17 protein-coding genes and 1 tRNA gene are annotated in these 19,911 nt (G+C 64.7%); 10 read left to right on the top strand and 8 right to left on the bottom strand.

Features of this window, described 5'->3' with window-relative positions; genetic code table 11:
* The first annotated feature begins 154 nt into the window (after positions 1 to 154).
* Positions 155 to 2,044, top strand: a complete 1,890-nt coding sequence (locus QIY50_20230) for a propionyl-CoA synthetase (GenBank protein WGV19640.1) — start codon at positions 155 to 157, stop codon at positions 2,042 to 2,044.
* Between the two features lie 127 nt (positions 2,045 to 2,171).
* Here the strand turns inward: QIY50_20230 and zapE are convergent, their stop codons facing one another.
* Positions 2,172 to 3,242, bottom strand: a complete 1,071-nt coding sequence (gene zapE / locus QIY50_20235; GenBank protein ID WGV19641.1) for a cell division protein ZapE — start codon at positions 3,240 to 3,242, stop codon at positions 2,172 to 2,174.
* A 158-nt stretch (positions 3,243 to 3,400) separates the two neighbouring features.
* Here zapE and QIY50_20240 point away from each other — a divergent pair, with 158 nt between their 5' ends.
* Positions 3,401 to 3,826 carry a DUF1810 domain-containing protein gene (locus QIY50_20240; protein WGV19642.1) on the top strand — a complete coding sequence of 142 codons (426 nt, stop codon included), beginning with the start codon at positions 3,401 to 3,403 and terminating at the stop codon, positions 3,824 to 3,826.
* A gap of 1 nt (position 3,827) precedes the next feature.
* Here QIY50_20240 and QIY50_20245 read toward each other — a convergent pair whose 3' ends face one another.
* Positions 3,828 to 4,070: a hypothetical protein gene (locus QIY50_20245; GenBank protein WGV19643.1), complete on the bottom strand. Its 243-nt coding sequence runs from the start codon at positions 4,068 to 4,070 to the stop codon at positions 3,828 to 3,830.
* Between the two features lie 260 nt (positions 4,071 to 4,330).
* Between QIY50_20245 and QIY50_20250 the strand changes: the two genes are divergently transcribed.
* Positions 4,331 to 4,405: transfer RNA gene (locus QIY50_20250), tRNA-Gln, on the top strand.
* A 92-nt stretch (positions 4,406 to 4,497) separates the two neighbouring features.
* Here the strand turns inward: QIY50_20250 and QIY50_20255 are convergent.
* From QIY50_20255 to QIY50_20265, 3 genes are read right to left on the bottom strand one after another with little or no spacing between them, the layout of a single operon-like run.
* Positions 4,498 to 6,885 carry a response regulator gene (locus QIY50_20255; protein WGV19644.1) on the bottom strand — a complete coding sequence of 796 codons (2,388 nt, stop codon included), beginning with the start codon at positions 6,883 to 6,885 and terminating at the stop codon, positions 4,498 to 4,500.
* Between the two features lie 13 nt (positions 6,886 to 6,898).
* Positions 6,899 to 7,360 carry a response regulator gene (locus QIY50_20260; protein ID WGV19645.1) on the bottom strand — a complete coding sequence of 154 codons (462 nt, stop codon included), beginning with the start codon at positions 7,358 to 7,360 and terminating at the stop codon, positions 6,899 to 6,901.
* A 14-nt stretch (positions 7,361 to 7,374) separates the two neighbouring features.
* Positions 7,375 to 9,624 (bottom strand): GAF domain-containing protein, encoded by a 2,250-nt coding sequence (locus QIY50_20265; protein WGV19646.1) that lies wholly within the window; start codon positions 9,622 to 9,624, stop codon positions 7,375 to 7,377.
* 262 nt (positions 9,625 to 9,886) lie between these two features.
* Here QIY50_20265 and QIY50_20270 point away from each other — a divergent pair, with 262 nt between their 5' ends.
* Genes QIY50_20270 through QIY50_20300 form a run of 7 tightly spaced genes read left to right on the top strand, consistent with a single transcriptional unit; the run spans position 9,887 to position 16,227 of the window.
* Complete coding sequence (locus QIY50_20270; protein WGV19647.1) at positions 9,887 to 10,414, top strand: spore coat U domain-containing protein; 528 nt, start codon at positions 9,887 to 9,889, stop codon at positions 10,412 to 10,414.
* Between the two features lie 30 nt (positions 10,415 to 10,444).
* Positions 10,445 to 10,981, top strand: coding sequence for a spore coat U domain-containing protein (locus QIY50_20275; protein ID WGV19648.1), 537 nt, complete (start codon positions 10,445 to 10,447; stop codon positions 10,979 to 10,981).
* Positions 10,982 to 10,999: 18 nt separating this feature from the next.
* Entirely contained in the window at positions 11,000 to 11,530 is a 531-nt protein-coding gene (locus QIY50_20280; protein WGV19649.1) for a spore coat U domain-containing protein, read from the top strand.
* A gap of 3 nt (positions 11,531 to 11,533) precedes the next feature.
* Complete coding sequence (locus QIY50_20285; protein ID WGV19650.1) at positions 11,534 to 12,037, top strand: spore coat U domain-containing protein; 504 nt, start codon at positions 11,534 to 11,536, stop codon at positions 12,035 to 12,037.
* A gap of 39 nt (positions 12,038 to 12,076) precedes the next feature.
* Positions 12,077 to 12,853: a molecular chaperone gene (locus tag QIY50_20290; GenBank protein WGV19651.1), complete on the top strand. Its 777-nt coding sequence runs from the start codon at positions 12,077 to 12,079 to the stop codon at positions 12,851 to 12,853.
* A 12-nt stretch (positions 12,854 to 12,865) separates the two neighbouring features.
* On the top strand, positions 12,866 to 15,259 hold the full coding sequence (locus QIY50_20295) for a fimbria/pilus outer membrane usher protein (GenBank protein WGV19652.1): 2,394 nt from the start codon (positions 12,866 to 12,868) through the stop codon (positions 15,257 to 15,259).
* A complete protein-coding gene (locus QIY50_20300) occupies positions 15,256 to 16,227 on the top strand; it encodes a spore coat U domain-containing protein (protein ID WGV19653.1) in 972 nt (323 codons plus the stop codon). The genes QIY50_20295 and QIY50_20300 overlap by 4 nt, the downstream gene beginning before the upstream one ends.
* Before the next feature lie 133 nt (positions 16,228 to 16,360).
* Here the strand turns inward: QIY50_20300 and QIY50_20305 are convergent, their stop codons facing one another.
* The 3 genes from QIY50_20305 to QIY50_20315 form a co-directional block, all read right to left on the bottom strand.
* Positions 16,361 to 17,509: a M14-type cytosolic carboxypeptidase gene (locus tag QIY50_20305; GenBank protein WGV19654.1), complete on the bottom strand. Its 1,149-nt coding sequence runs from the start codon at positions 17,507 to 17,509 to the stop codon at positions 16,361 to 16,363.
* Between the two features lie 109 nt (positions 17,510 to 17,618).
* A complete protein-coding gene (locus QIY50_20310) occupies positions 17,619 to 18,392 on the bottom strand; it encodes a helix-turn-helix transcriptional regulator (protein ID WGV19655.1) in 774 nt (257 codons plus the stop codon).
* 38 nt (positions 18,393 to 18,430) lie between these two features.
* Positions 18,431 to 19,663 carry an MFS transporter gene (locus QIY50_20315; GenBank protein ID WGV19656.1) on the bottom strand — a complete coding sequence of 411 codons (1,233 nt, stop codon included), beginning with the start codon at positions 19,661 to 19,663 and terminating at the stop codon, positions 18,431 to 18,433.
* Positions 19,664 to 19,911: the final 248 nt, after the last annotated feature.

Below are 19,911 nucleotides of genomic sequence, written 5' to 3' on the forward strand. Positions count from 1 at the left end.
CCTATTCTAGAGACTTTGCACCGTTGTGGGGCGTTTTCGCGTTGTCTGCAAATTTGCAGGTCGGTTGTGACTTTAGTCCCATGGCGGCGCGGGTGTAGCGGTCCATACTCAATTTTCGCCCTTCAATAACAACAAGTACCGGGTTTCTTTCGATATGAGCTACCAGCACAGCTATGCCCATTCCATTTCCGACCCTGCCGCGTTCTGGGCGGAACAGGCCGCACACCTGGCCTGGCACCGCAAGCCCACCCTCACGCTGCAAGACAATGCCGACGGCACCCACCGCTGGTTTGCCGATGGCCGCCTGAACAGCTGCTACCTGGCCCTGGATCAGCAGATCGAGCAGGGCCGTGGCGAGCAACTGGCGCTGATCTATGACTCGCCGGTGACCGGCGTGCAGCAGGCCTACACCTACCATCAGCTGCGTGACGAGGTGGCGCGCCTGGCCGGCTTGCTGCGCCAGTTGGGGGTAAACAAGGGCGATGGGGTGATCATCTACATGCCCATGGTGCCGCAGGCGGCCATGGCCATGCTGGCCTGCGCACGAATTGGCGCGGTGCACTCCGTGGTGTTCGGGGGTTTTGCCGCCAACGAGCTGGCCCTGCGTATCGACGATGCCCGGCCGACGCTGCTGCTGACGGCCTCGTGCGGGCTGGAGTTCGACCGGGTAATCGAATACAAGCCGCTGGTCGACCGTGCCCTGCAACTGGCCCGGCATCAGCCGCGTAACGTGCTGGTGCTGCAGCGGCCGCAGGTGTGTGCCCGGTTGCAGCCTGGCCGCGATCTGGACTGGCAGGCAGCATTGGCCAGCGCCGAACCGGTGCCACCGGTGGAGCTGAATGCGGGCGATCCGCTGTACATCATGTACACCTCGGGTACTACCGGCAAACCCAAGGGCATCGTGCGGGAGAACGGCGGCAACGCCGTGGCGCTGTGCTATGCCATGCGCCATATCTACGGCATGCAGGCCGGCGATGTATGGTGGGGCATTTCCGACGTCGGCTGGGTGGTCGGCCATTCGCTGATCGTTTATGGGCCGCTGATGAGCGGCTGCACCACGGTGTTCTACGAAGGCAAGCCGATCCGCACCCCGGACGCATCGGCCTACTGGCGGGTGGTGGAGCAATACAAGGTCAACGCGCTGTTCTGCGCGCCCACTGCCATGCGCGCCATTCGCAAGGAAGACCCCGAGGGTGAACTGATTCGCAAGCACGACCTGAGCTCGCTGCGCCAGTTGTTCCTGGCTGGCGAGAAACTGGATTCCAGCACTCACGAATGGCTGGAGCGGGTCAGTGGCAAGCCGGTGCATGACCATTGGTGGCAGACCGAGACCGGCTGGCCAGTCACCGCGCCATGTGTGGGGCTGGAAGGCAGCGCGGCGAAGCCGGGGTCGAGCAACCGGGCGGTGCCGGGCTACCACGTGCGCGTGCTGGATGAAGAGGGCCATCTGCTGGGGCCGAACCACCAGGGCTCGATCGTTATCGCGCTGCCATTGCCGCCTGGCTGCAGCCAGACGCTGTGGGGGGACCACGAGCGTTACTTGCAGGCTTACCTGCATACCTATCCGGGGTATTACCACACCGGCGATGGCGGCTACCTCGACGAGGACGGCTTCGTCTACATCATGGGTCGCACTGATGACGTGATCAACGTGTCCGGGCACCGGCTGTCCACCGGCGAGATGGAGGACCTGGTGGCGCGTCATCCGGCGGTGGCCGAGTGTGCGGTGATTGGCGTGCACGACGAGATCAAGGGGCAGGTGCCGTTGGCCCTGGTGGTGCTCAAGGACGGCGAGGGCATTGCCGAGGCTCAGTTGCTGGTGGAACTGGTGGGCAGCGTGCGTGAGGAGATTGGTCCGTTGGCCTGCTTCAACCGGGTGCGCTTGGTCAAGCGCTTGCCCAAGACCCGCTCGGGGAAGATTCTGCGGGCGGTGCTGCGCAAGATTGCCGATGGGCAGGACTATGTGCCGCCTTCGACCCTGGACGACCCTGCGGTGCTGGGGGAGATCGAGGCGGTGCTGGCGGATCTGCCCAGGGCGGGTTGAAGTTTTGACTTTGCTGGCCTCTTCGCGGGCATGCCCGCTCCCACAGGTACGGCACAGCTTTCAGGGCCTGTGATGAACCTGTGGGAGCGGGCGTGCCCGCGAAGAGAACGCGCCAGGCAATGCAGTTCTAGGGGGCTACCTGATGCAGCTGCCCCAACCGGCTGCGCGTACGCATCAGGTCGGCAAGTGGCCCGCCCAGGCTTTCTTCCAGCGGCCGCTTGCCAATCACCAGCACCTGCCGATCCTGGTCATAAAGCACATCCACCAGGTTGACGAAGCGCTGCTGCGCGGCCAGCGAACATGCCGACAAGTCATCCAGCCCATCGATGATCCATTCATCGTATTGCCCGGCCAGCACCAGGTAGTCGATCACTGCCGTGGCCTTTTCGCACAGGTCGTCAAAGCCCAGCAGCACCCGCCGGCCATCCACGGCCAGTGCGCGCAGCGGGCGCTTGTTCACTTCCAGCATCACCGGCTGCGGCTTGGGCACATTCAGCGCCTGGCGCTGCGCTGCATTGCCCGGCCAGACGTAGTGGCCCCGGGTAAAGCGCTGATGCTCACGGTTGGCCGGCAAGCTGCGGAAATCGGTGTCGCCACCCACTTCCAGCACTTCCATCGAGCTGTTGATCAGGCGAATCACCGGCAGAAAGCGCTCGTGGTACAGCGGGTTGGGCAGCAGCCCTTCGGGCGCATAGTTGGAGGTCACCAGCAAGAACACACCACGGGCGAACAGCGCGTTGAACAGGCGGGTGAGCAACATGGCATCGCCAATGTCGTGCACATGGAATTCGTCGAAGCACAGCACCCGGCAATCGCCGAGCAGCTCGTCGAGTGCCGAGCCCAATGCGTTGTCCAGCTCCCGGTGGCGGTGCATGCCCTGATGCAGGCGGGCAAAGAAGTCATGGAAGTGCAGGCGCTGCTTGGCCTGCACCGGCACGGCCTGGAAAAAGCCGTCGAGCAGCCAGCTCTTGCCGCGGCCTACCGGGCCGTACAGGTACAGGCTGCGCGGCTGACCTCGTTCGAGCTGCGCCAGTTGTTCGGCCATGCAGTGGATTACCCGGCGTTGGCCGTCGCTAAGCTGGTAGCCGCGGCTGTGTGCCTTGTCCTCGAACCAGCCGAGCAGTTCGCTCTGGTTGGTGGCGGCGCCGCGCAGGCGTTGGCCAAGCTGGCGTAGCGGGGTTGGGATCCAGGCAGGCAAAAGCAAAGCTCCTTGGGCGATGGCGGGGTAGCGTGCAGCTTGCCCGAGGGCGGCCATTTTGACTAATACAGAAAGTGCGCGGCATTGATCGCCTGACGAGATAGGTTTGCCATGCAGGCGTACAGTAAAGGCTGGAACCAGAGCGAGGAGGGGCGAGCATGCACGCCGACTTTGATCTGCAGCGCTTCGTCGAGGCGCAGAACCCGGTGTATGACCAGGTGATGGAGGAGCTGCAGGCCGGACGCAAGCGCAGTCACTGGATGTGGTACGTATTCCCGCAGCTCGATGGCCTGGGCCACAGCGCCATGGCCGAACGCTATGCGCTGGCCGGCGTCGACGAGGCCCGCGCCTACCTGGCTCATCCGCTGCTTGGCCCGCGCCTGCAAGCCTGCGTGACGGCTCTGCTGCGGCACAGTGACAAGAGCGCCCGTGAAGTGCTTGGCAGCCCCGACCATCTCAAGCTGCGCTCGTGCCTGAGCCTGTTCGCCCGGGCCGCGCCCGACAACCCGTTGTTCCAGCTGGCGCTGGTGCAGTTCTATGACGGTGAGCCGGACGCCCTGACCCTGACCAGGCTGGAGGGCTAGCTCAGGCCTTGCGCTCCAGTTGGCGTTCGATCATGTACTTCACTGCCAGCCGGCGTTCTTTAAGGTGGCGGAGGTCTTCATCCTCGAAGTTGCCCGCCGAGATAGACTCGGCGGCCAGCACCTGGTTGTCGATGTCCATGTACTCGTCCAGCAGCCGGTCCAGTGCCTTGTCCTGCTGACGGCGTTGCTGGACGATTTCGCGCGGGTAGTGCAAGTCCTGGTAAAGATCGTGGGAGACAGGCATAGGGTCCTCCTTGGTCAATGCAGATGGCTCATCTGATTGGAAGGAATGAATGCGATTGTGTTGAAGCCAAGCGGGCAGAAAACGACGGATGGTCATCGCGCCAACAGCGAAAATGACTAACTCGCTGTTTTTTGGTAATTTTTTTTCATCAGGGGGTTCACAGAACGAAAGTTTGTTGTTAAAGTGCCGCGCATTCCAAGACAACAACCCGGTTGTCACTCAGTTGGAATTGTCAGAGCAGCTTACGCTGCATCCGATACAGGGGCGTCGCCAAGCGGTAAGGCAGCAGGTTTTGATCCTGCCATGCGTTGGTTCGAATCCAGCCGCCCCTGCCATTTTCATGTTTCAAACGTATCTCGGTCCGGTGCTTGGAAAGACAAGCGCTGGGCTTTGTCGTTTCCGCGTGTTTTGCCTGGGCTCTGTTCGGTCACCTGGCAGTTCCAAGCATCTCGTTCAGCAAGCGGGCCAGTTCGTCGGCCTGTACCGGCTTTTGGATCACCAGGCTGCCTGGCAACTCCAGCCCTTGCAACTCCGCATACCCGGTGAGAAGTACCACCGGCAGCTGCGGATAGCGTTCGCGTGCCGCCAGTGCCAGTTGCGCACCGTTGAACTCGGGCATGGCGAAATCGCTCAGTAGCAGGTCGATCTGCCCATCCAGCAAGGCCAGGGCCTGTTCGCCACTGTGCGCCTGGCGCACCTGGTAGCCGTACTGGCGCAACACATCTCCGAGCATGTCGCGTACCAGATGGTCATCATCCACCAGCAGCACGGTGCGGTTATGGCCGCATTCGCTTACCGAGTGGCTGAGCAGTGACGGCGTCGGTTCGCTCAAGGCTTCATCCTTGACTGCCGGTAGATACACGGCCACCTGCGTGCCACGCCCCTGCGTGGTATCGATGCGCACGCCACCCCCGGACTGTTTGGCAAAGCCGAACACCTGGGCCAGGCCCAGGCCCGAGCCCTTGCCGATATCCTTGGTGGTGAAGAACGGCTCGAACACTTTGGCCAGCACTTCTTCACTCATGCCGCAGCCGGTATCGCGGATGCTCAACATCACATACTCGCCAGGGTCCGGGTCTTCCGGGCGCTGCGGGCGGGCGTCGATCCGGGTGTTGCGGGTCGACAGCGTCAGTTGACCACCGTCGGGCATGGCATCGCGGGCGTTGATCGCCAGGTTGAGAATGATCATTTCGGTCTGCGTCGGGTCGGTCAGCGCCTGCCACAGGGTTGGTTCCAGGTCCAGGCGCACCGAGACATTGCCGCCCAAGGTGCGGCGCAACAACTCCTCCAGGCCGGCCAGGGTGCGGTTTAGGTTCAGTGCCACCGGCTCCAGGCGCTGGCGGCGGGAGAAAGCCAGCAACTGCGAGGTCAGCTTGGCACCGCGTTCGCCCGCTTCGCGAATGTGCTTGAGCCGCGCACGGGCCTTTTCCAGGTCGGCTTTGGCCAGGTCGCGCTCGAGGAAGCTGGCGCCAGTCAGAATTACCGTCAGCAGGTTGTTGAAATCGTGAGCCACACCGGCGGTCAGCTGGCCGACTGCCTCCAGCCGCTGCATCTGCTGCAGCGCGGCCTCGATACGTTCGCGTTCGGCGATCTGCTCAAGCAGCCGGGCGTTGGCTTCGGCCAGTCCCAGGGCGGCCTCGCGCTCGCTGGTGATGTCGCGCGCCACCACGTACAGCAGGGTGTCTTCCGGTACCACCACCCACGACAACCAGCGCTGCTGGCCACCTGCATCCAGGATGCGCCCGACAAAGCGGGCACTGGTGCGGCCATGGGCGAGGGTAGCCAGTTCGGTGAGCAGCAGTTCCTGGTCGGGCTCGGGCAGCAGGTACAGCAAGGACGACTGGCTCAGACGTTCGCGGGACAAGCCCAGGCTGGCTTCCCAGGCGGGGTTCAGCGCGACCGGGGTCAGGTCCTTGTTGAGCACGGCCAGCAAGTCTTGCGATAGCTCCCATGCACGGTCGCGCTCGCGGGTGCGGCGCTCGACCCTTTCCCCCAGCATCTCGTTGAGCTGGCGCAGCGCCTGGGTAGCCAGGCGTTGGGTGTGGATGTCCTGCAACACCCCGGAAAAGCGCACGCACTTGTCGTTGACGAACTGGCTCTGGCCGCTGCTGAGCAACCAGCGCGGTTCCAGGCCAGCGGGTTGGGCGATGCGGAATTCGACCCGGTAATGGCCGCCACTTTCCGGGCACATGGCGTGTTCCACGGCTTCACGCACGTGCGCCAGGTCGTCGGGGTAGATGCCGGCGTAAAACACCTCAAGGGTCATTTCGGTACTGGCGGGCAAGCCGAACAGGGTCTTGCAGCGGTCATCCCACAACAACAGGCCTTCTTGCGGACGCATGTCCCAGGTGCCCATGCCGGCGGCGTCGATGGCGATGCGCGCACGTGCCTCGACATCGGCCAGTGCCTCTTCCGCGCGGCGCCGGCGCTGGCGCTCCTGCACTTCGGTCAGGGCCCGGCGCACGGCCTTGGGCAGCAGCGGCAGGTTCTTCTTCAACACATAGTCGGTGGCGCCCAGGCGGATCATTTCCACCGCATGTTCTTCGCCATAGATGCCAGACAGGAAGATGAACGGAATGTCCGGAGCCAGGCGCTGGGCGATGGCCAGCACTTCGCTGCCGGACGAGCCCGGTAGCACGCAGTCGCACAGGATCAGGTCGTACGGCGCTTCGCGCAGGGCGTGTTCGACACCGGTATGGTCGAATACCAGGTGTGCCTGTACATGCAGCCCGCTGCGCTCCAGGCGCATCAGGGTCAACTCGGCGTCCATCGAGTTGTCTTCGACCATCAGCAGTTTCAGTGGTGTTGGCTGCATCGTCGTGGTCACCTCAGAGGCTGCCACGCCGGTTCAGGCGCAGCGAGCCGGGTGGCGGCTCGTTGAGTACCGCCCAGAACACCCCCAGGTCGGAAATGGCGGCGACGAATTCCTTGAACTCCACCGGTTTGACCACATACGCGTTCACCCCTAGCTCGTAGGCGCGCAGCAGGTCAGGCTCCTCGCGCGAGGAGGTCAGCATCACCGTCGGGATGCTGCGTAGCTCGGCGGTGGCGCGCACTTCCTTCAACACCTCCAGGCCGTCGACTTTTGGCAGTTTCAGGTCCAGCAGCAGCACCGCGGGGTTGCCATCGTCACGTTCGGCATAGGCATTGCGTCGTAGCAGGTAGTCAAGTGCCTCGGCACCGTCACGCAGCACGATGACCTCGTTGGCCAACTGGCTGCGTTCCAGCGCCAGGAGCGTCAGCTCCAGGTCCCGTGGGTTGTCTTCGACCAGCAGGATGGGTTTGAGCATGATAGTGCGGTGCCTCAGGTGGTCGCGGGGTGGCGCGGGAGGGTGAAGTGGAAGGTCGCGCCCTGGCCAACCTTGCCATGGGCCCAGACCCGGCCGTCGTGCCGTTCGATAATGCGACGCACGCTGGCCAGGCCAATCCCGGTGCCTTCGAAGTCTTCCATGCGGTGCAGGCGCTGGAACACGCCGAACAGTTTGTTGGCGTAGGCCATGTCGAAGCCCACGCCGTTGTCACGAATGCAGATCTCGGTTTCGCCCGGGTGTTGCACGGCGCTGATGCCGATGCGCGCCGGGGTGCGTCCACGTGTGTACTTGATGGCGTTGGCCAGCAGGTTGTGCAAGGCCATGTTGATGAACGCCGGGTCACCGATCACCTTGGGCAACTGGGCAATGTCCCAGACAATTTCGCGGTTCTGGTAATCGGGCGCGAGTTCGCTGCGAATGGCCTCGACCAGGGTGTTGAGGTCGACCTCGGACAGGCGCAGGGCCGAGCGGCCCATTTGCGAGAAGTTGAGCAGGTTGTCGACCAGGCTTCCGGCAAAATGCGCGGCTTCCTCGATGTGTTGCAGAAAACGCCTGCCACGTTCGTTGAGGTTCTGGCCCTCGATTTCGCCGAGCAGCTCGGAGTAGCCGGCAATATGGCGCAGAGGCGCGCGCAGGTCATGGGACACGCTGTAGGAAAACGCTTCGAGTTCCTTGTTCGAGCGGCGCAACTCGCTGGCCAGTTGCGCCAGTTCCTCGGCCTTGCGCAGGACAATGCCGAGCACAGCCGTGCGCAGCTCCTGAACGCCCTCGATGACCAGCGGGTGCCAGGGTTCGCAGTAGCCGCGCAAATTTTCCTGCCAGCGTTCGAAACTGTGGCGCGGGTCCAGGTTACCCTGCGGCCCGACCTGTTTGTTCGGCTGCCCGGCCCAGTTTACCGTGCGCACCTGCTCGGGGCGGAACCACAGCAGGTAGTGCGAGTGGATCTGTGAAATGGCCACTGCCAGGACGCCGCCGGCATGGGCTGCGAGCTCAGGCAGTTCATCAATGTCGCGGCGCAGGTTGTCGCTGTGGAACACGCTCTCTTCGCCACGTTGCGATAGCCAGTGCACCAGGGCGGTTACCTGCGCGGCCGGTGGGGTCTTGCCGATCAGGTCGCAACGTTCGGCGGATATGACCGCGGCACCTTGGGCACCGGCGAAAGCCAGCAGTACTTCGGGCAAGTCGCGCAGGCCGTCACCGACACTGTCATGGTCGGCCATGGACGAAATCATGCGCACGATGTGTTGGCGCAGCTCCAGCAACTGGCGCGTGTTGGCATGGGACTCGCGCGACTCGATCTGCAGCGACAACACACTGGCCAGCAGTTCGCAGGCGGTGCGGGTGCGCAGGTCCACCGGTCGCGGCTGCTCATGGTGACAGGACACCAGCCCCCACAACTGCCCGTCGACCACGATCGACAGCGACATCGATGCCAAGGTGCCCATGTTGCGCATGTATTGCAGATGCACTGGCGACACGCTGCGCAGTGCGGCAAAGCTCAGGTCCAGGGGCTTGCCGGTGCGCGGGTTGACAGCGGGCAGCAGCGGCGAGGCCTGGTAATTGGCATCCTCGATCACGCGGATGCGGTTGATTCGGTACAGCTCGCGCGCCTGGCTGGGTATGTCCGAAGCGGGGAAACACAGGCCCAGGTAGCTCGGGTAACCCGGGTCGGCCACTTCGGCCAGCACCTGGCCGTTACCCTCGGCGTCGAAGCGGTAGGCCTTGACCCGACCAAAGCCGGTGATGCGCTTGAGTTGCAGCACTGTTTGCTGCAGCAGTTCTTCAAGGCTACCGGCCTGGTGCAGACGGCCGACAAAGCTGCGCACCAGCGGGTAGTAGTCGCCTTGCCCGGCAAGGTCTGCCGGCAGGCGAGGGGGTTCGAACTCGGCGATCAGCACTTGGTCGTGACGGTGGACCAGCAGGTGCAGGTTGCCACGGTAAGGTGCGTCCTGGCGCAGGTGCACATCGCTGATGTGGAATGGAAAGACCTCGTCCTGCGGCAGGCGTGCCAGGTGCAGGCGCAGGTCGAAGCCACCGCTTACCAGTTCGGCGAAGTCACAACCGGCCAGTTCAGCGGCCGGTATGCCCAGCCAGTGCTCGATATTTTCACTGGCCTGGAGTACCTGCATGTCGGTTTCGTCCAGCACCAGAAGGAAACCGTGGGGCTGGATGCTGCCAGGCAGCCGGATGGGCTCCTGGGCGCAGCGCTCGAGGGCTTGGGTGAGCGTGCTGTCTGCAATCATCTATGAAAACGCTCCTGTCGTGTTCGTCCATGCATGCCGCATGAGTCTAGGCAGGATGAAGGGAATACACCCTAACAGAATATCGGCCTGGTTACCGGCCTATGGCCATTTGAGAGGAATGCTGGCGATGCGTTCTGTTCCAGGTGTTTTTTTTTACGTGGTAGCGCTTTTCGGCTAATACAAAAAAATGGTTGCATGCCAGCACTGTGACACCATCTCGCTGCTACGCTCAGACCAGCAGACATCGACAAGGAAAAGCAAGGTGACGGAGCGCTTCCTGGCAGCCCTGTTGGGCCTTATGTTGAGCAGCAGTGCCGTGGCGGCAGATTTCCTGGTAGAGGTACGGGTGCTGGTGCAGCGCGGCTGCATGCTGGTCAGCCAGCCCCGCGATGCGGGTGCGCAGGCACTGGGGCGGATCGACCTGGGCGTTGCTGCGCGCCTGGATGGCCCTGGCGCACCGCTCAGCGGCGTGTTGCCGAGCCAGCGCCCGCCACGCCTGGAGTGCAACCCCGACACCCCGTACCAGGTCCGAGTCGACGGGGGGCAGCATGGTGGCGTCGGCGAGTTGCGCTTTCTGGCCAGCGATGATGACGCGGCCCGGCCCATCCCGTATCGCCTGTACCGTGACCCCGCCTGGCGCGAACCGCTGGTAGTGAATGGGGTGCATGCGGCGCGGGTGCCGGACAGCGGCTCGGTCGAGCTGCCGCTGTATGCACGGATCGACAAGCTGGCCTGGGTACCGCACGCAGGCAGGTATGCCGACCTGCTCAAAGTAACCGTCACCTGGTAGGGATGCCGCCATGCCCAAGGACGCGACGCCATGAACCGCACCTCTATCCTGCTGCTGACCCTCGGTCCGCTGCTGGTGCCCGGTGGTGTTGCGCATGGCACCAGCAGCGGTTTCATACAGGCGCGGCTGGTAATCAGCGCGGCTTGCCAGGTCAGCAGCAACGCGACGCAACCAACGGTGGTGGGCAAACCGGGGGTGCTGGACTTCGGTGAGCGCGCTCCGCACTGGGACCAGCCGCTGCGCAGTCGGGTCGATGACATGAGCGGCGAGGGCAGCCTGCAGATCAGTTGCACGCCCGAGGTGCGGGCGATCAACGTGCGCATCAACGGCGGCCTGAATGGCAGTGACGGTATACGGCGCCTGAGTAACGGCCGCGAGCTGATCCCTTACCAGCTGGCGATCGACCCGGGCGGTAACAGCCGTTACGGCATCGGCCAGGCGCGTGCCTTCACCATCAGCAGTACCCGGCAGATACCGATCCCCATCTACGGTGTGGTAGTGGCGCAACCGCGCGCGCTACCGGCCGGGCTGTACCGTGACACCCTCAGGGTGACCCTGGACTGGTAACGACGCAAGGAGACTTCGATGCGAATGAACCTCTCACGCTGCATCCTCGCCGGCCTGGGCCTGGCGCTGGCTTCCCAGGCCCAGGCCGCCACGACCGGGACCATCGACTCGAAGCTGACCTTGACCGCGGCATGCCAGGTCAATGGCAGCTCTGGCACCTCGGGGGTGAGCTTTGGTGTCCTGGACTTCGGCACCAAGGATGCCCTGTTCACTTCTGCCGATGCCGAGGTAATTGGCGGCGGCGGAGGGGCGATGAGCATTCTCTGTTCGGCCGGCACGGTACCGGTGATCCGCGTGGGTGCAGGTTCCCACGACGGCCAGTCGGCCGGGGGCAGCCGTGCACTGGCCGATGGCGTCGGCAACTTCGTGCCGTACGATTTCTACACCGATGCCGGGCGCACACAGCTGTTGGCGATCAACGGCACCATCACCTTGCCGACCAGCAGCGGTGTGGCCCAGATCGTCAACCTGTATGGCCAGGCGCGCGGCAAGGCCGGCCTGCCGGCGGGGGTGTACACCGATACGGTGTCCGTCGAGCTGTCGTTCTGAACCATGCGCAACTGGCTGGCGGTTGGCCTGGGCAGCCTCGGCGTGCTGCTGGCCGCGCCGCTGGATGCGGCGACCAGCAGCAGCTTCCTGGTGTCGGCGCAGATCGTCGCCGGGTGCCTGGTGGTTGGCGGCGCGAGCAGCTACGGGACGCTTGACTACGGCACGCGATCGGCGCTGGCCACCGGGGGTATCGGCACCTCGCTGGGCGGTACCACGGTGACCTTTCAATGCACTCCAGGGGTCGCCGTGAGCATGAGTGTGGATGGCGGGCAGAACAGTGCCAGCGGCATGCGCAACCTCAAGCGAACGGGCGGCACGCAGATGCTGGCCTACCAGTTGTACCGGGACGCGGCCTATAGCCAGAGCCTGGGGATCGGGCAGAGCGTGGCCGTGAGCTACACCGACCCGACGGCGATCAAACTGCCGGTGTACGGACGGGTCCAGCTGAGCGGCACGCTGCCGGCAGGGACCTACACCGATGTAGTACAGGTGACCGTGACCTGGTGAATACGTCGGCACCAACGACCAGTATCCAAGGAGAGCTTCATGGGGGCAGGCGCGAAGTGGGCGCGTGGATTGATCGGCGCATTGTGGCTGGCGAGCCTGCCGGCCGGGGCCGCCACCTCGGTGCTGATCTGGCCGATCGACCCGGTGCTGGAGGCTGACCAGAAGGCCGGCGCACTCTGGCTGGAAAACCGCGGCAGCGCACCGGCCAACTTGCAGGTGCGGGTGTTTGCCTGGCGCCAGGGTGACTACCAGGAACAGTATCAGGCGCAGCGCGAGATCATCGGCAGCCCGCCGGTGGCCAGCATCGCCCCCGGGCAGAAGCAACTGATCCGCCTGACCCGCACTGGCCCCTCGCCAGTCGGCCAGGAGCAGGCCTACCGCATCATCATCGACGAAATCCCGCCCGCCATCCCCGTCGACAAGGCCGAGCCCGGCACCACCGCGGCGATCCGCCTGCAGATGCGCTACTCGGTCCCGCTGTTCGTCTATGGCGAAGGCCTGTGGGGCAAGGCCGACCCGGCGGGCAAGCGCAATGCCGAGGGCGTCGGCAAGCCGCAACTCAGTTGGCGCGCGGTGACCGTGCAGGGCAAGCCCTATGTGGAACTGCGTAACACCGGCCCGGTGCATGCTCGCCTGACCGATGTGGTGGTGCAGCAGGGCAGCCATAGCGCGCCACTGGCCGAGGGCCTGCTGGGCTATGTGCTGCCAGGGGCCAGCATGCGCTGGCCGGCACCGCTGGCAGCCAGTGCCGGCAGTGTGCTGAAGGGGAGGGTGAACGGCCAGAGCAGCGCGGACCCCATCCGCCAAAGCCAATGAGCGTGCGCCTGAATGCCGCGCTGCGGCCAGGGAGGACCTGGCAATGGTCGCAAACCATGTGGGTGGTGGCTGACGGCGACTACCCACCGCTGCTGCCTGGGGGTGGCCCTGTTCGGCTCTGGCCTGGCGCTGGCCAACGACCTGCCGCCACCGCCCACGGAGCTGTCGGTCATCGCCGACGCAACGCTGTACCTCGAACTGCTGGTGAACCAGATGCCCAAGGCTGAACTGGTACCGGTGCAGCAGCGCGCCGGGCAGTTGTACCTGGACAGCGAGGTGCTGCGCGGGGCTGGTGTCTCGCTGCCGGGCAACCCCCAGGGCGAGGTGGCGCTGGAGGCCATCGCGGGGTTGCACGCCGACTACGACAGCCAGAACCAGCGCCTGCTGCTGCAAGTGCCCCCGGCCTGGCTGCCCGATCAACAGCTGGGCGAGCGCAATCTGTACCCGGCCAGCGATGCGCGCAGCAGTTTCGGCGCGTTGTTCAACTACGACCTGTACCTCAACGACACCGATGACGGCGGCAGCTATCTGGCGGCCTGGAACGAACTGCGGCTGTTCGACAGCTGGGGTACGTTCTCCAGCACCGGTCAGTGGCGCCAGTCGTTCGAGGGGGCGCCGGCCGACGACACGCGCCAGGGCTTCTTGCGTTACGACACCACCTGGCGCTTCACCGACGAGCAGCGCCTGCTGACCTACGAAGCCGGTGACCTGGTCACCGGCGCCTTGCCCTGGACCAGCTCGGTGCGGGTCGGCGGCGTGCAGTTATCGCGCGATTTCGCCGTGCGCCCCGATCTGGTCACCTACCCGTTACCGGCGTTCTCTGGTGAAGCAGCGGTACCGACCTCGCTGGACCTGTTCATCAATGGCTACAAGTCCAGCACCACCGAGTTGCAGCCGGGCCCTTATACATTGACCAACGTGCCGTTCATCAACGGCGCCGGGGAAGCAGTGGTGGTTACCACCGATGCCCTTGGCCGGCAGGTGTCGACCACCTTGCCGTTCTACGTCACCAGCAGCCTGCTGCAGCAGGGCCTGGCGGATTATTCGGTAGCGGCCGGCAGCCTGCGCCGTGACTACGGCGTGCGCGATTTTGCCTACGGCCCCGGGGTTGCTTCGGCAAGCCTGCGCTACGGGGTCAGCGACGTGTTCACCCTGGAGACCCATGCCGAAAGCGCTGGCTCGCTGATGCTGGGCGGCCTGGGCGGCAACATGCGGCTGGGCAACTTCGGCGTGCTCAACGCGGCCCTGGCGCAGAGCCGATTCGATGGCGACAAGGGCCACCAGGTCGCCCTCGGCTACCAGTACAACAGCCAGCGCGTCGGCTTCAGCTATCAGCGCCTGCAACGCTACGGCGACTACGCCGACCTGACCCGGGTCGATAGCCAGGACATGCAGCTGAGCCAGCGCAGCGAACAGGTCACGTTGAGCCTGAACCTGAACGAGTACGGCAACATCGGCGCCGGCTATTTCGACGTGCGCGCCGGTGACGACACACGTACCCGGCTGATCAACCTGAGTTACAGCAGGCCGCTGTGGGGCAACAGCAGCGTGTACCTGTCGGCCAACCGTGAAGTGGGGGACAGCCAGTGGGCGGTGCAGGCGCAACTGGTGATCCCGTTCGACCTGCACGGCACCCTGGCCCTGGGCATGGAGCGTAGCCAGCAAGGCGAAACACTACAGCGGGTCAACTACAGCCGTGCCACGCCGGTGGGCGGTGGTGTCGGCTACAACCTGGGCTACGCCGCCGGTAGCGAGCGCGACGCCTACCGCCAGGCCGATGTCACCTGGCGCCTGCAGTCGGTGCAGTTGCAGGCTGGTATGTATGGCAGCAGTGGCGAGATGACCCGCTGGGCCGACGCCAGTGGCTCGCTGGTGTGGATGGATGCCGGGCTGTTCGCGGCCAACCGTATCGATGATGCCTTCGTGGTGGTCAGCACCGGGGGCTACGCCGATGTGCCGGTGCGCTATGAAAACCAGGAGGTCGGCCGCACCGATGCCAACGGTCACCTGCTGGTGCCGTACGGCAGCGGTTACTACCGCGGCAAGTACGAGATCGACCCCATGGACCTGCCACCGGACATCCTCGCGCCGGAAGTGGAACAGCGGGTGGCGGTGCGTCGGGGCAGCGGCTACCTGCTGGAATTCCCGCTCAGGCGTGTGCTGGCGGCCAGCGTCGAACTGGTCGACGCTGACCGGCAGGTGCTCAAGCTGGGCAGCCGCGTCACCCATGCTGAAAGTGGCGGCCAGGCGGTGGTCGGTTGGGATGGCCTGGTGTATCTGGAGAACCTGGCGGCGCATAACCGCCTGCAGGTGGAGCTGGAAGGGGGCGGGCATTGCCAGGTGGCGTTCGACCTGCCCGAAGCGCAAGGCTCGATCCCCTTGATCGGCCCGTTGGTGTGCAAATGACGGCCTGCTGGCGCGGGTTGTGGGCGGGGTTGCTGTTACTGCCGGCAGCTTCGGCGTGGGCGCTGTGCTCGTCGGTTGCGACGTCGCCGGCAGCGTTCGGCAGCCTCAGCTCGAGACAGGTCCTGAATACGGTACAAAGCACCTCGACGCTGAACTCGGGGTTGCAGTGCAGTGGCTCGCTGCTCACCCTGCTCAGTAGCGATGATCACTTCTATGCCACCATCCTGCCCGCGTCGGGCGGGCTGGTCGGCCCGACGGGTGACGTGATCCCCTACACCCTGTATGCCGACAACAGCACCAACTATCCGCTGACCCGTGGTCAGCCCTACGACTTCGCCCGCAACAATATCATCGACCTGCTGGGGTTGCTCGGCAGCTCCACGCCCAAGACTGTGCCGATCTACATGCGTACCCAGACTGGCAGCAACGTCGCCGCAGGGCTGTACCAGGAGACCCTGACCGTGGCCTGGAGCTGGAACTACTGTGCGGGGATTGGCCTCGGCGGGCTTTGCGTGGGGCGTGACATCAACTCGGGTAGCCAGAGCTTGTACGTGAGCCTGGTGGTGACCAACGACTGCCAGATCTCCACACCCAGCATCAGCTTCGCCAGTGCGCCGGTGGTGGCAGGCTTCGGCACTGTGAACCAGAGCCTGAGTGTATCGTGCACCAAGGGCAGCAATTACACCGTGGGCCTGGATGACGGCCAGAACGCAGCCAATGGGCGACGGCGGATGAAGTCGGCGGCCAACAACTACCTGGCCTATGACATTTTCAAGAGCGCCGGGGCGGTGCGGTGGGGTTCGACAGGGGCTGCGCGACGGGCCAGTGCCGATGCCGATGTGAACCCCGGCACGGGTACCGGTACCGGTAGCCAGGTGTTCAACTACAACGCCAAGGTCTACACCGACCAGGCTACACCGCCGGCAGCGACCTATACCGACAGTGTGATTCTGGACGTACAGTTCTGAGCGCAGGATTGCTATTGGGGGGACCTTGTGGGAGCGGGCGTGCCCGCGAACACCGGCGAAGCCGGTGCCATGCACCGCGCTGGATTCTTCGCGGGCACGCCCGCTCCCACAGGGGGCGCGTCAGCCAGGGGCCTCAGCGCAAATCACCCACCATCCTCGCCAATGTCTCCAGTACCGCCCCGGCCAGTGCCTTCGAGCGCGCTCCCGACCAGCCGGTGACGGCATCCGGCGCGTCGTCATGGTCCTTGAACGGCATTTCCAGCGTCAGTGACAGGCAATCATGGGCCATCCCCACCGCATTGCAGGCCAGCGTCGTGTTGGCTTGCCCCGGCTCGTCGCGGGTGTAGCCATGCACGGTCTGGAAGTCGCGGGTCAGGCTGCACAGGGTGCTGCGGAACTGCTCCTCCAGTTTGGCCAGCCGCGGCGTGTAGCCCGGGTTGCCCTCGCAGGCTGCGGTGAACACATGGGGAATCTCCTCGTCCCCATGCACGTCGATGAACGCATCCACGCCGTATTGCTTCATCTGCGCCTGAGCGAAGAACACCTCGGGGCTGAACTCGACGCTGGCGTCCTGCCAGGCACGGTTGAGGTCCTTGCCCTTGAAGTTGGTGCGCAGGTGGCCGAGGAAGGCACCGTCGGGGTTCATGTTGGGAATCAGGTACAGGTCGGCCTTGGCCAGCAACTGCCGGATCACGGCGTCATTGGCCTGCAGGCGGTCGATCACGCCTTCCATGAACCACTCGGCCATGTGTTCGCCCGGGTGTTGCTGGGCAATCAGCCACAGCTTGCGCTTGCCAGCGGCACCGTCACCGGCACGCAGCAGGGGAATGTCGCGGCCCTGTACGCTGCGGCCACTGGCTAGCAACTCGACCCCCGGCAGCTGCTGTGCACGTTCGATCAGCTGGTTGTGGCGCGCGCGCGGGTAGGGCTCGAAGTAGGCGAACCAGATGTGTGGCTGTTCGGCCTTGACCTCGAAGGACAGCGCCGTGCCGTCGAACTGGCTGGGGACGCGGAACCAGGTCTGCTGGTCGTAGGAGGCCACGGCGTTGTAGCCGCTCCAGGCGTTCTTGTAGGAGGAGCCGGAGGCATTGTCGAGGCTGAAACGATGGACCTGGCCCGGCGTCAGCCCGCTGACCTTGAAGTGGAACCACTGGTAGTGGCCGCTGTGGGTGTCCGGGCGGATGGCCAGGTGCACCCTGGCCGGGTTGCTGGCATCCAGCACCTGGATGTTGCCGGAATCGAAATCGCAGTCGATCTGCAGGGGGGACAGCGTCACGCTCATGTGCCTGGCTCCTTCTGGGGGCTTTGTTGTGAAGGGTACTGTACACGGCTTGGCAGGGTTGCTGCGCGAGATCAGGCGACGCGGGGGGATCTTGTATGTTTCCTGCAGGCTATTTGAAGAACTGACTCGGCGTGATGCCGAACTGGCGCTTGAACATGCTGGCGAAGGCGCTAGGGCTGTCATACCCCAGCGTCCCCGCCACATCGATGATCCGCTCGCCCGTGGCGATCCGCTCCAATGCCTGCATCAGCCGCGCCTGTTGGCGCCACTGGCCGAAGGTCATGCCGGTTTCCTTGCGAAACAGGCGCTGGATGGTCTTTTCGTCCACCCCCAGCTGCTGGCCCCAGTCGGCCACGGTGGCTTTATCGTCAGGTCGCTCGTGCAATGCCGAACAGATCGCCTGCAGGCGCTTGTCACCGGGCTGCGACAGCTTCAGCGGCAAGGTCGGCAGCACGCAGATCTCATCGAGGATCAGGCGCATCACTCGGGCTTCCCGCGAGTCGTCGGCAAACGGTGCGCTAAAGCCTACGGAGGCCTTGATCAGTTCGCTGAGCAGCGGCGAGATGCTGATGGCCTTGCTTTGCAGTGGCAGCTGCACTGCCGCGTCGCTGCGCACGAACACGCTGCGCATCTTTACATCGCCCACGCAGCGGATCGCGTGCACCTGGCCGCAGGGCATCCAGACGCCGCGGCTGGGGGGCACGGTCCAGCGTTCGTTGCCGGACTCGACGATCATCAGGCCTTTGATGGCATAGATCAGTTGATGCTTGGCATGGCTGTGAGGCTCGATGAACCAGTCGCTCGGGTAGTCCGTCGCACGGCTGCCCACTTCCCAGGTCCATTGATCGACCTCCACCAGCAATTCACGCTGCGGCTTCAGCATTTTGCCCCCCCTTGTACTGGCAGCCCGGCACGCCCACTTTAGCAGCAGCGGTTGGGGCGGGCATGCGAGCGGGTCGCCGGCAGCAGCGCGGTGGCCAGCCCCAGCAGCGGCAAGAACGAGATAACCTGGTAAACCCACTCGATGCCATGCCGGTCGGCCAGCTCGCCGAGCCCGGCGGCGCCGATGCCGCTGATCCCGAACATCAACCCGAACATCACCCCCGACACCATGCCGACCCGGCCCGGCACGGCTTCCTGGGCATACACCACCAGGGCGGCGAAAGCCGAGGACATCACCAGGCCGATGGTCACCGCCAGTACCGCCGTCCAGGCCAGGTTGGCATAGGGCAGGGCGAGGGCGAAGGGCGCCACGCCGAGGAACGAGACCCAGATCACCGCCTTGCGCCCGATACGGTCACCCACCGGGCCACCGGCGAAGGTGCCCAGCGCCACTGCCGCAAGGAACACGAACAGGTACAACTGGCTGCTCTGCACGCTCAGGCCGAAATGCTCGATCAGGTAGAAGGTGAAGTAGTTGGTAAACGAGGCGATGTAGACGAACTTGGCGAACATCAGCACGGCGATAACCGCCACTGCGCGCCACATGGCACCGTGCGACAGGCCCGGGGCCTGTTGGCCGGCGAAGGTCTTGAGCCGGGTCTGGCCATGGCGCACGGTCCAGCCGGTCACCCGCAGCAGCACGAAGACCGCCAGCGCGGCTGCCAGCATGAACCAGGCAATGGCCGCCTGGCCGTGGGGAATGACGATGGCAGCGGTCAGCAGCGGGCCGAGGGCCGAGCCGGTATTGCCACCGACCTGGAAGGTCGATTGCGCGGTGCCGAAGCGCCCGCCGGAGGCCATCCTGGCCACTCGCGAGGCTTCGGGGTGGAAGGTCGCCGAGCCCACGCCGACCACCGCTGCGGCTACCAGCAGCATTTCATAGCTGCTGGCGAAGGCGAGCAGGGCGATGCCCACCAGCGTTACCAGCATGCCAGCCGGCAGCAGGTAGGGTTGCGGGTGCTTGTCGGTGTACAGGCCGACCCAGGGTTGCAGCAGGGAGGCGGTCACCTGGTAGATCAGGGCGATCCAGCCGATCTGGGCAAAGCTCAGCGCGAAATCGCTCTTGAGCATAGGGTAGATAGCCGGCAACACGGCCTGGATCAGGTCGTTGAGCAGGTGGGCGAATGCGGCCGCGCCGACGATGCTGACCAGAAAACCCTGGGGTTGGTCGGCAGACGTGGTGGCGGCCATGGAGGCGGTGGAGGTCGTCATGGGCGATCTTCTTCTGGCGAAAGGGAACAAGGCATTTGCCGAAGAAGGGTAGCCAGTGCCCGGTTTGCCTGTCTCACGCCGAACAGGCAGCCACTGTCGCGTTTCGGACATCCATCGAGGCTGGCTTTATCGGGGCTGCTTTGCAGCCCTTCGCGGGCACGCCCGCTCCCACCGGAACCGGGTATTTCGTGAGCTCAGCCCGATACCTGTGGGAGCGGGCCAGGCGCCCGCTGCAGGGCTGATCAGAG

It is taken from the genome of Pseudomonas putida, from assembly GCA_029953615.1.
Lineage (GTDB): Bacteria > Pseudomonadota > Gammaproteobacteria > Pseudomonadales > Pseudomonadaceae > Aquipseudomonas.

What these genes read in the sequence shown, in the direction of transcription:
- QIY50_20305 (WGV19654.1), bottom strand. Translation starts at nt 17,509, where the DNA reads ATGAGCGTGACGCTGTCCCCCCTGCAGATCGACTGCGATTTCGATTCC.
- QIY50_20275 (WGV19648.1), top strand. Translation starts at nt 10,445, where the DNA reads ATGAACCGCACCTCTATCCTGCTGCTGACCCTCGGTCCGCTGCTGGTG.
- QIY50_20230 (WGV19640.1), top strand. Translation starts at nt 155, where the DNA reads ATGAGCTACCAGCACAGCTATGCCCATTCCATTTCCGACCCTGCCGCG.
- QIY50_20260 (WGV19645.1), bottom strand. Translation starts at nt 7,360, where the DNA reads ATGCTCAAACCCATCCTGCTGGTCGAAGACAACCCACGGGACCTGGAG.
- QIY50_20265 (WGV19646.1), bottom strand. Translation starts at nt 9,624, where the DNA reads ATGATTGCAGACAGCACGCTCACCCAAGCCCTCGAGCGCTGCGCCCAG.
- QIY50_20245 (WGV19643.1), bottom strand. Translation starts at nt 4,070, where the DNA reads ATGCCTGTCTCCCACGATCTTTACCAGGACTTGCACTACCCGCGCGAA.
- QIY50_20310 (WGV19655.1), bottom strand. Translation starts at nt 18,392, where the DNA reads ATGCTGAAGCCGCAGCGTGAATTGCTGGTGGAGGTCGATCAATGGACC.
- QIY50_20300 (WGV19653.1), top strand. Translation starts at nt 15,256, where the DNA reads ATGACGGCCTGCTGGCGCGGGTTGTGGGCGGGGTTGCTGTTACTGCCG.
- QIY50_20280 (WGV19649.1), top strand. Translation starts at nt 11,000, where the DNA reads ATGCGAATGAACCTCTCACGCTGCATCCTCGCCGGCCTGGGCCTGGCG.
- QIY50_20255 (WGV19644.1), bottom strand. Translation starts at nt 6,885, where the DNA reads ATGCAGCCAACACCACTGAAACTGCTGATGGTCGAAGACAACTCGATG.
- QIY50_20315 (WGV19656.1), bottom strand. Translation starts at nt 19,663, where the DNA reads ATGACGACCTCCACCGCCTCCATGGCCGCCACCACGTCTGCCGACCAA.
- QIY50_20240 (WGV19642.1), top strand. Translation starts at nt 3,401, where the DNA reads ATGCACGCCGACTTTGATCTGCAGCGCTTCGTCGAGGCGCAGAACCCG.
- QIY50_20290 (WGV19651.1), top strand. Translation starts at nt 12,077, where the DNA reads ATGGGGGCAGGCGCGAAGTGGGCGCGTGGATTGATCGGCGCATTGTGG.
- QIY50_20285 (WGV19650.1), top strand. Translation starts at nt 11,534, where the DNA reads ATGCGCAACTGGCTGGCGGTTGGCCTGGGCAGCCTCGGCGTGCTGCTG.
- QIY50_20295 (WGV19652.1), top strand. Translation starts at nt 12,866, where the DNA reads ATGCCGCGCTGCGGCCAGGGAGGACCTGGCAATGGTCGCAAACCATGT.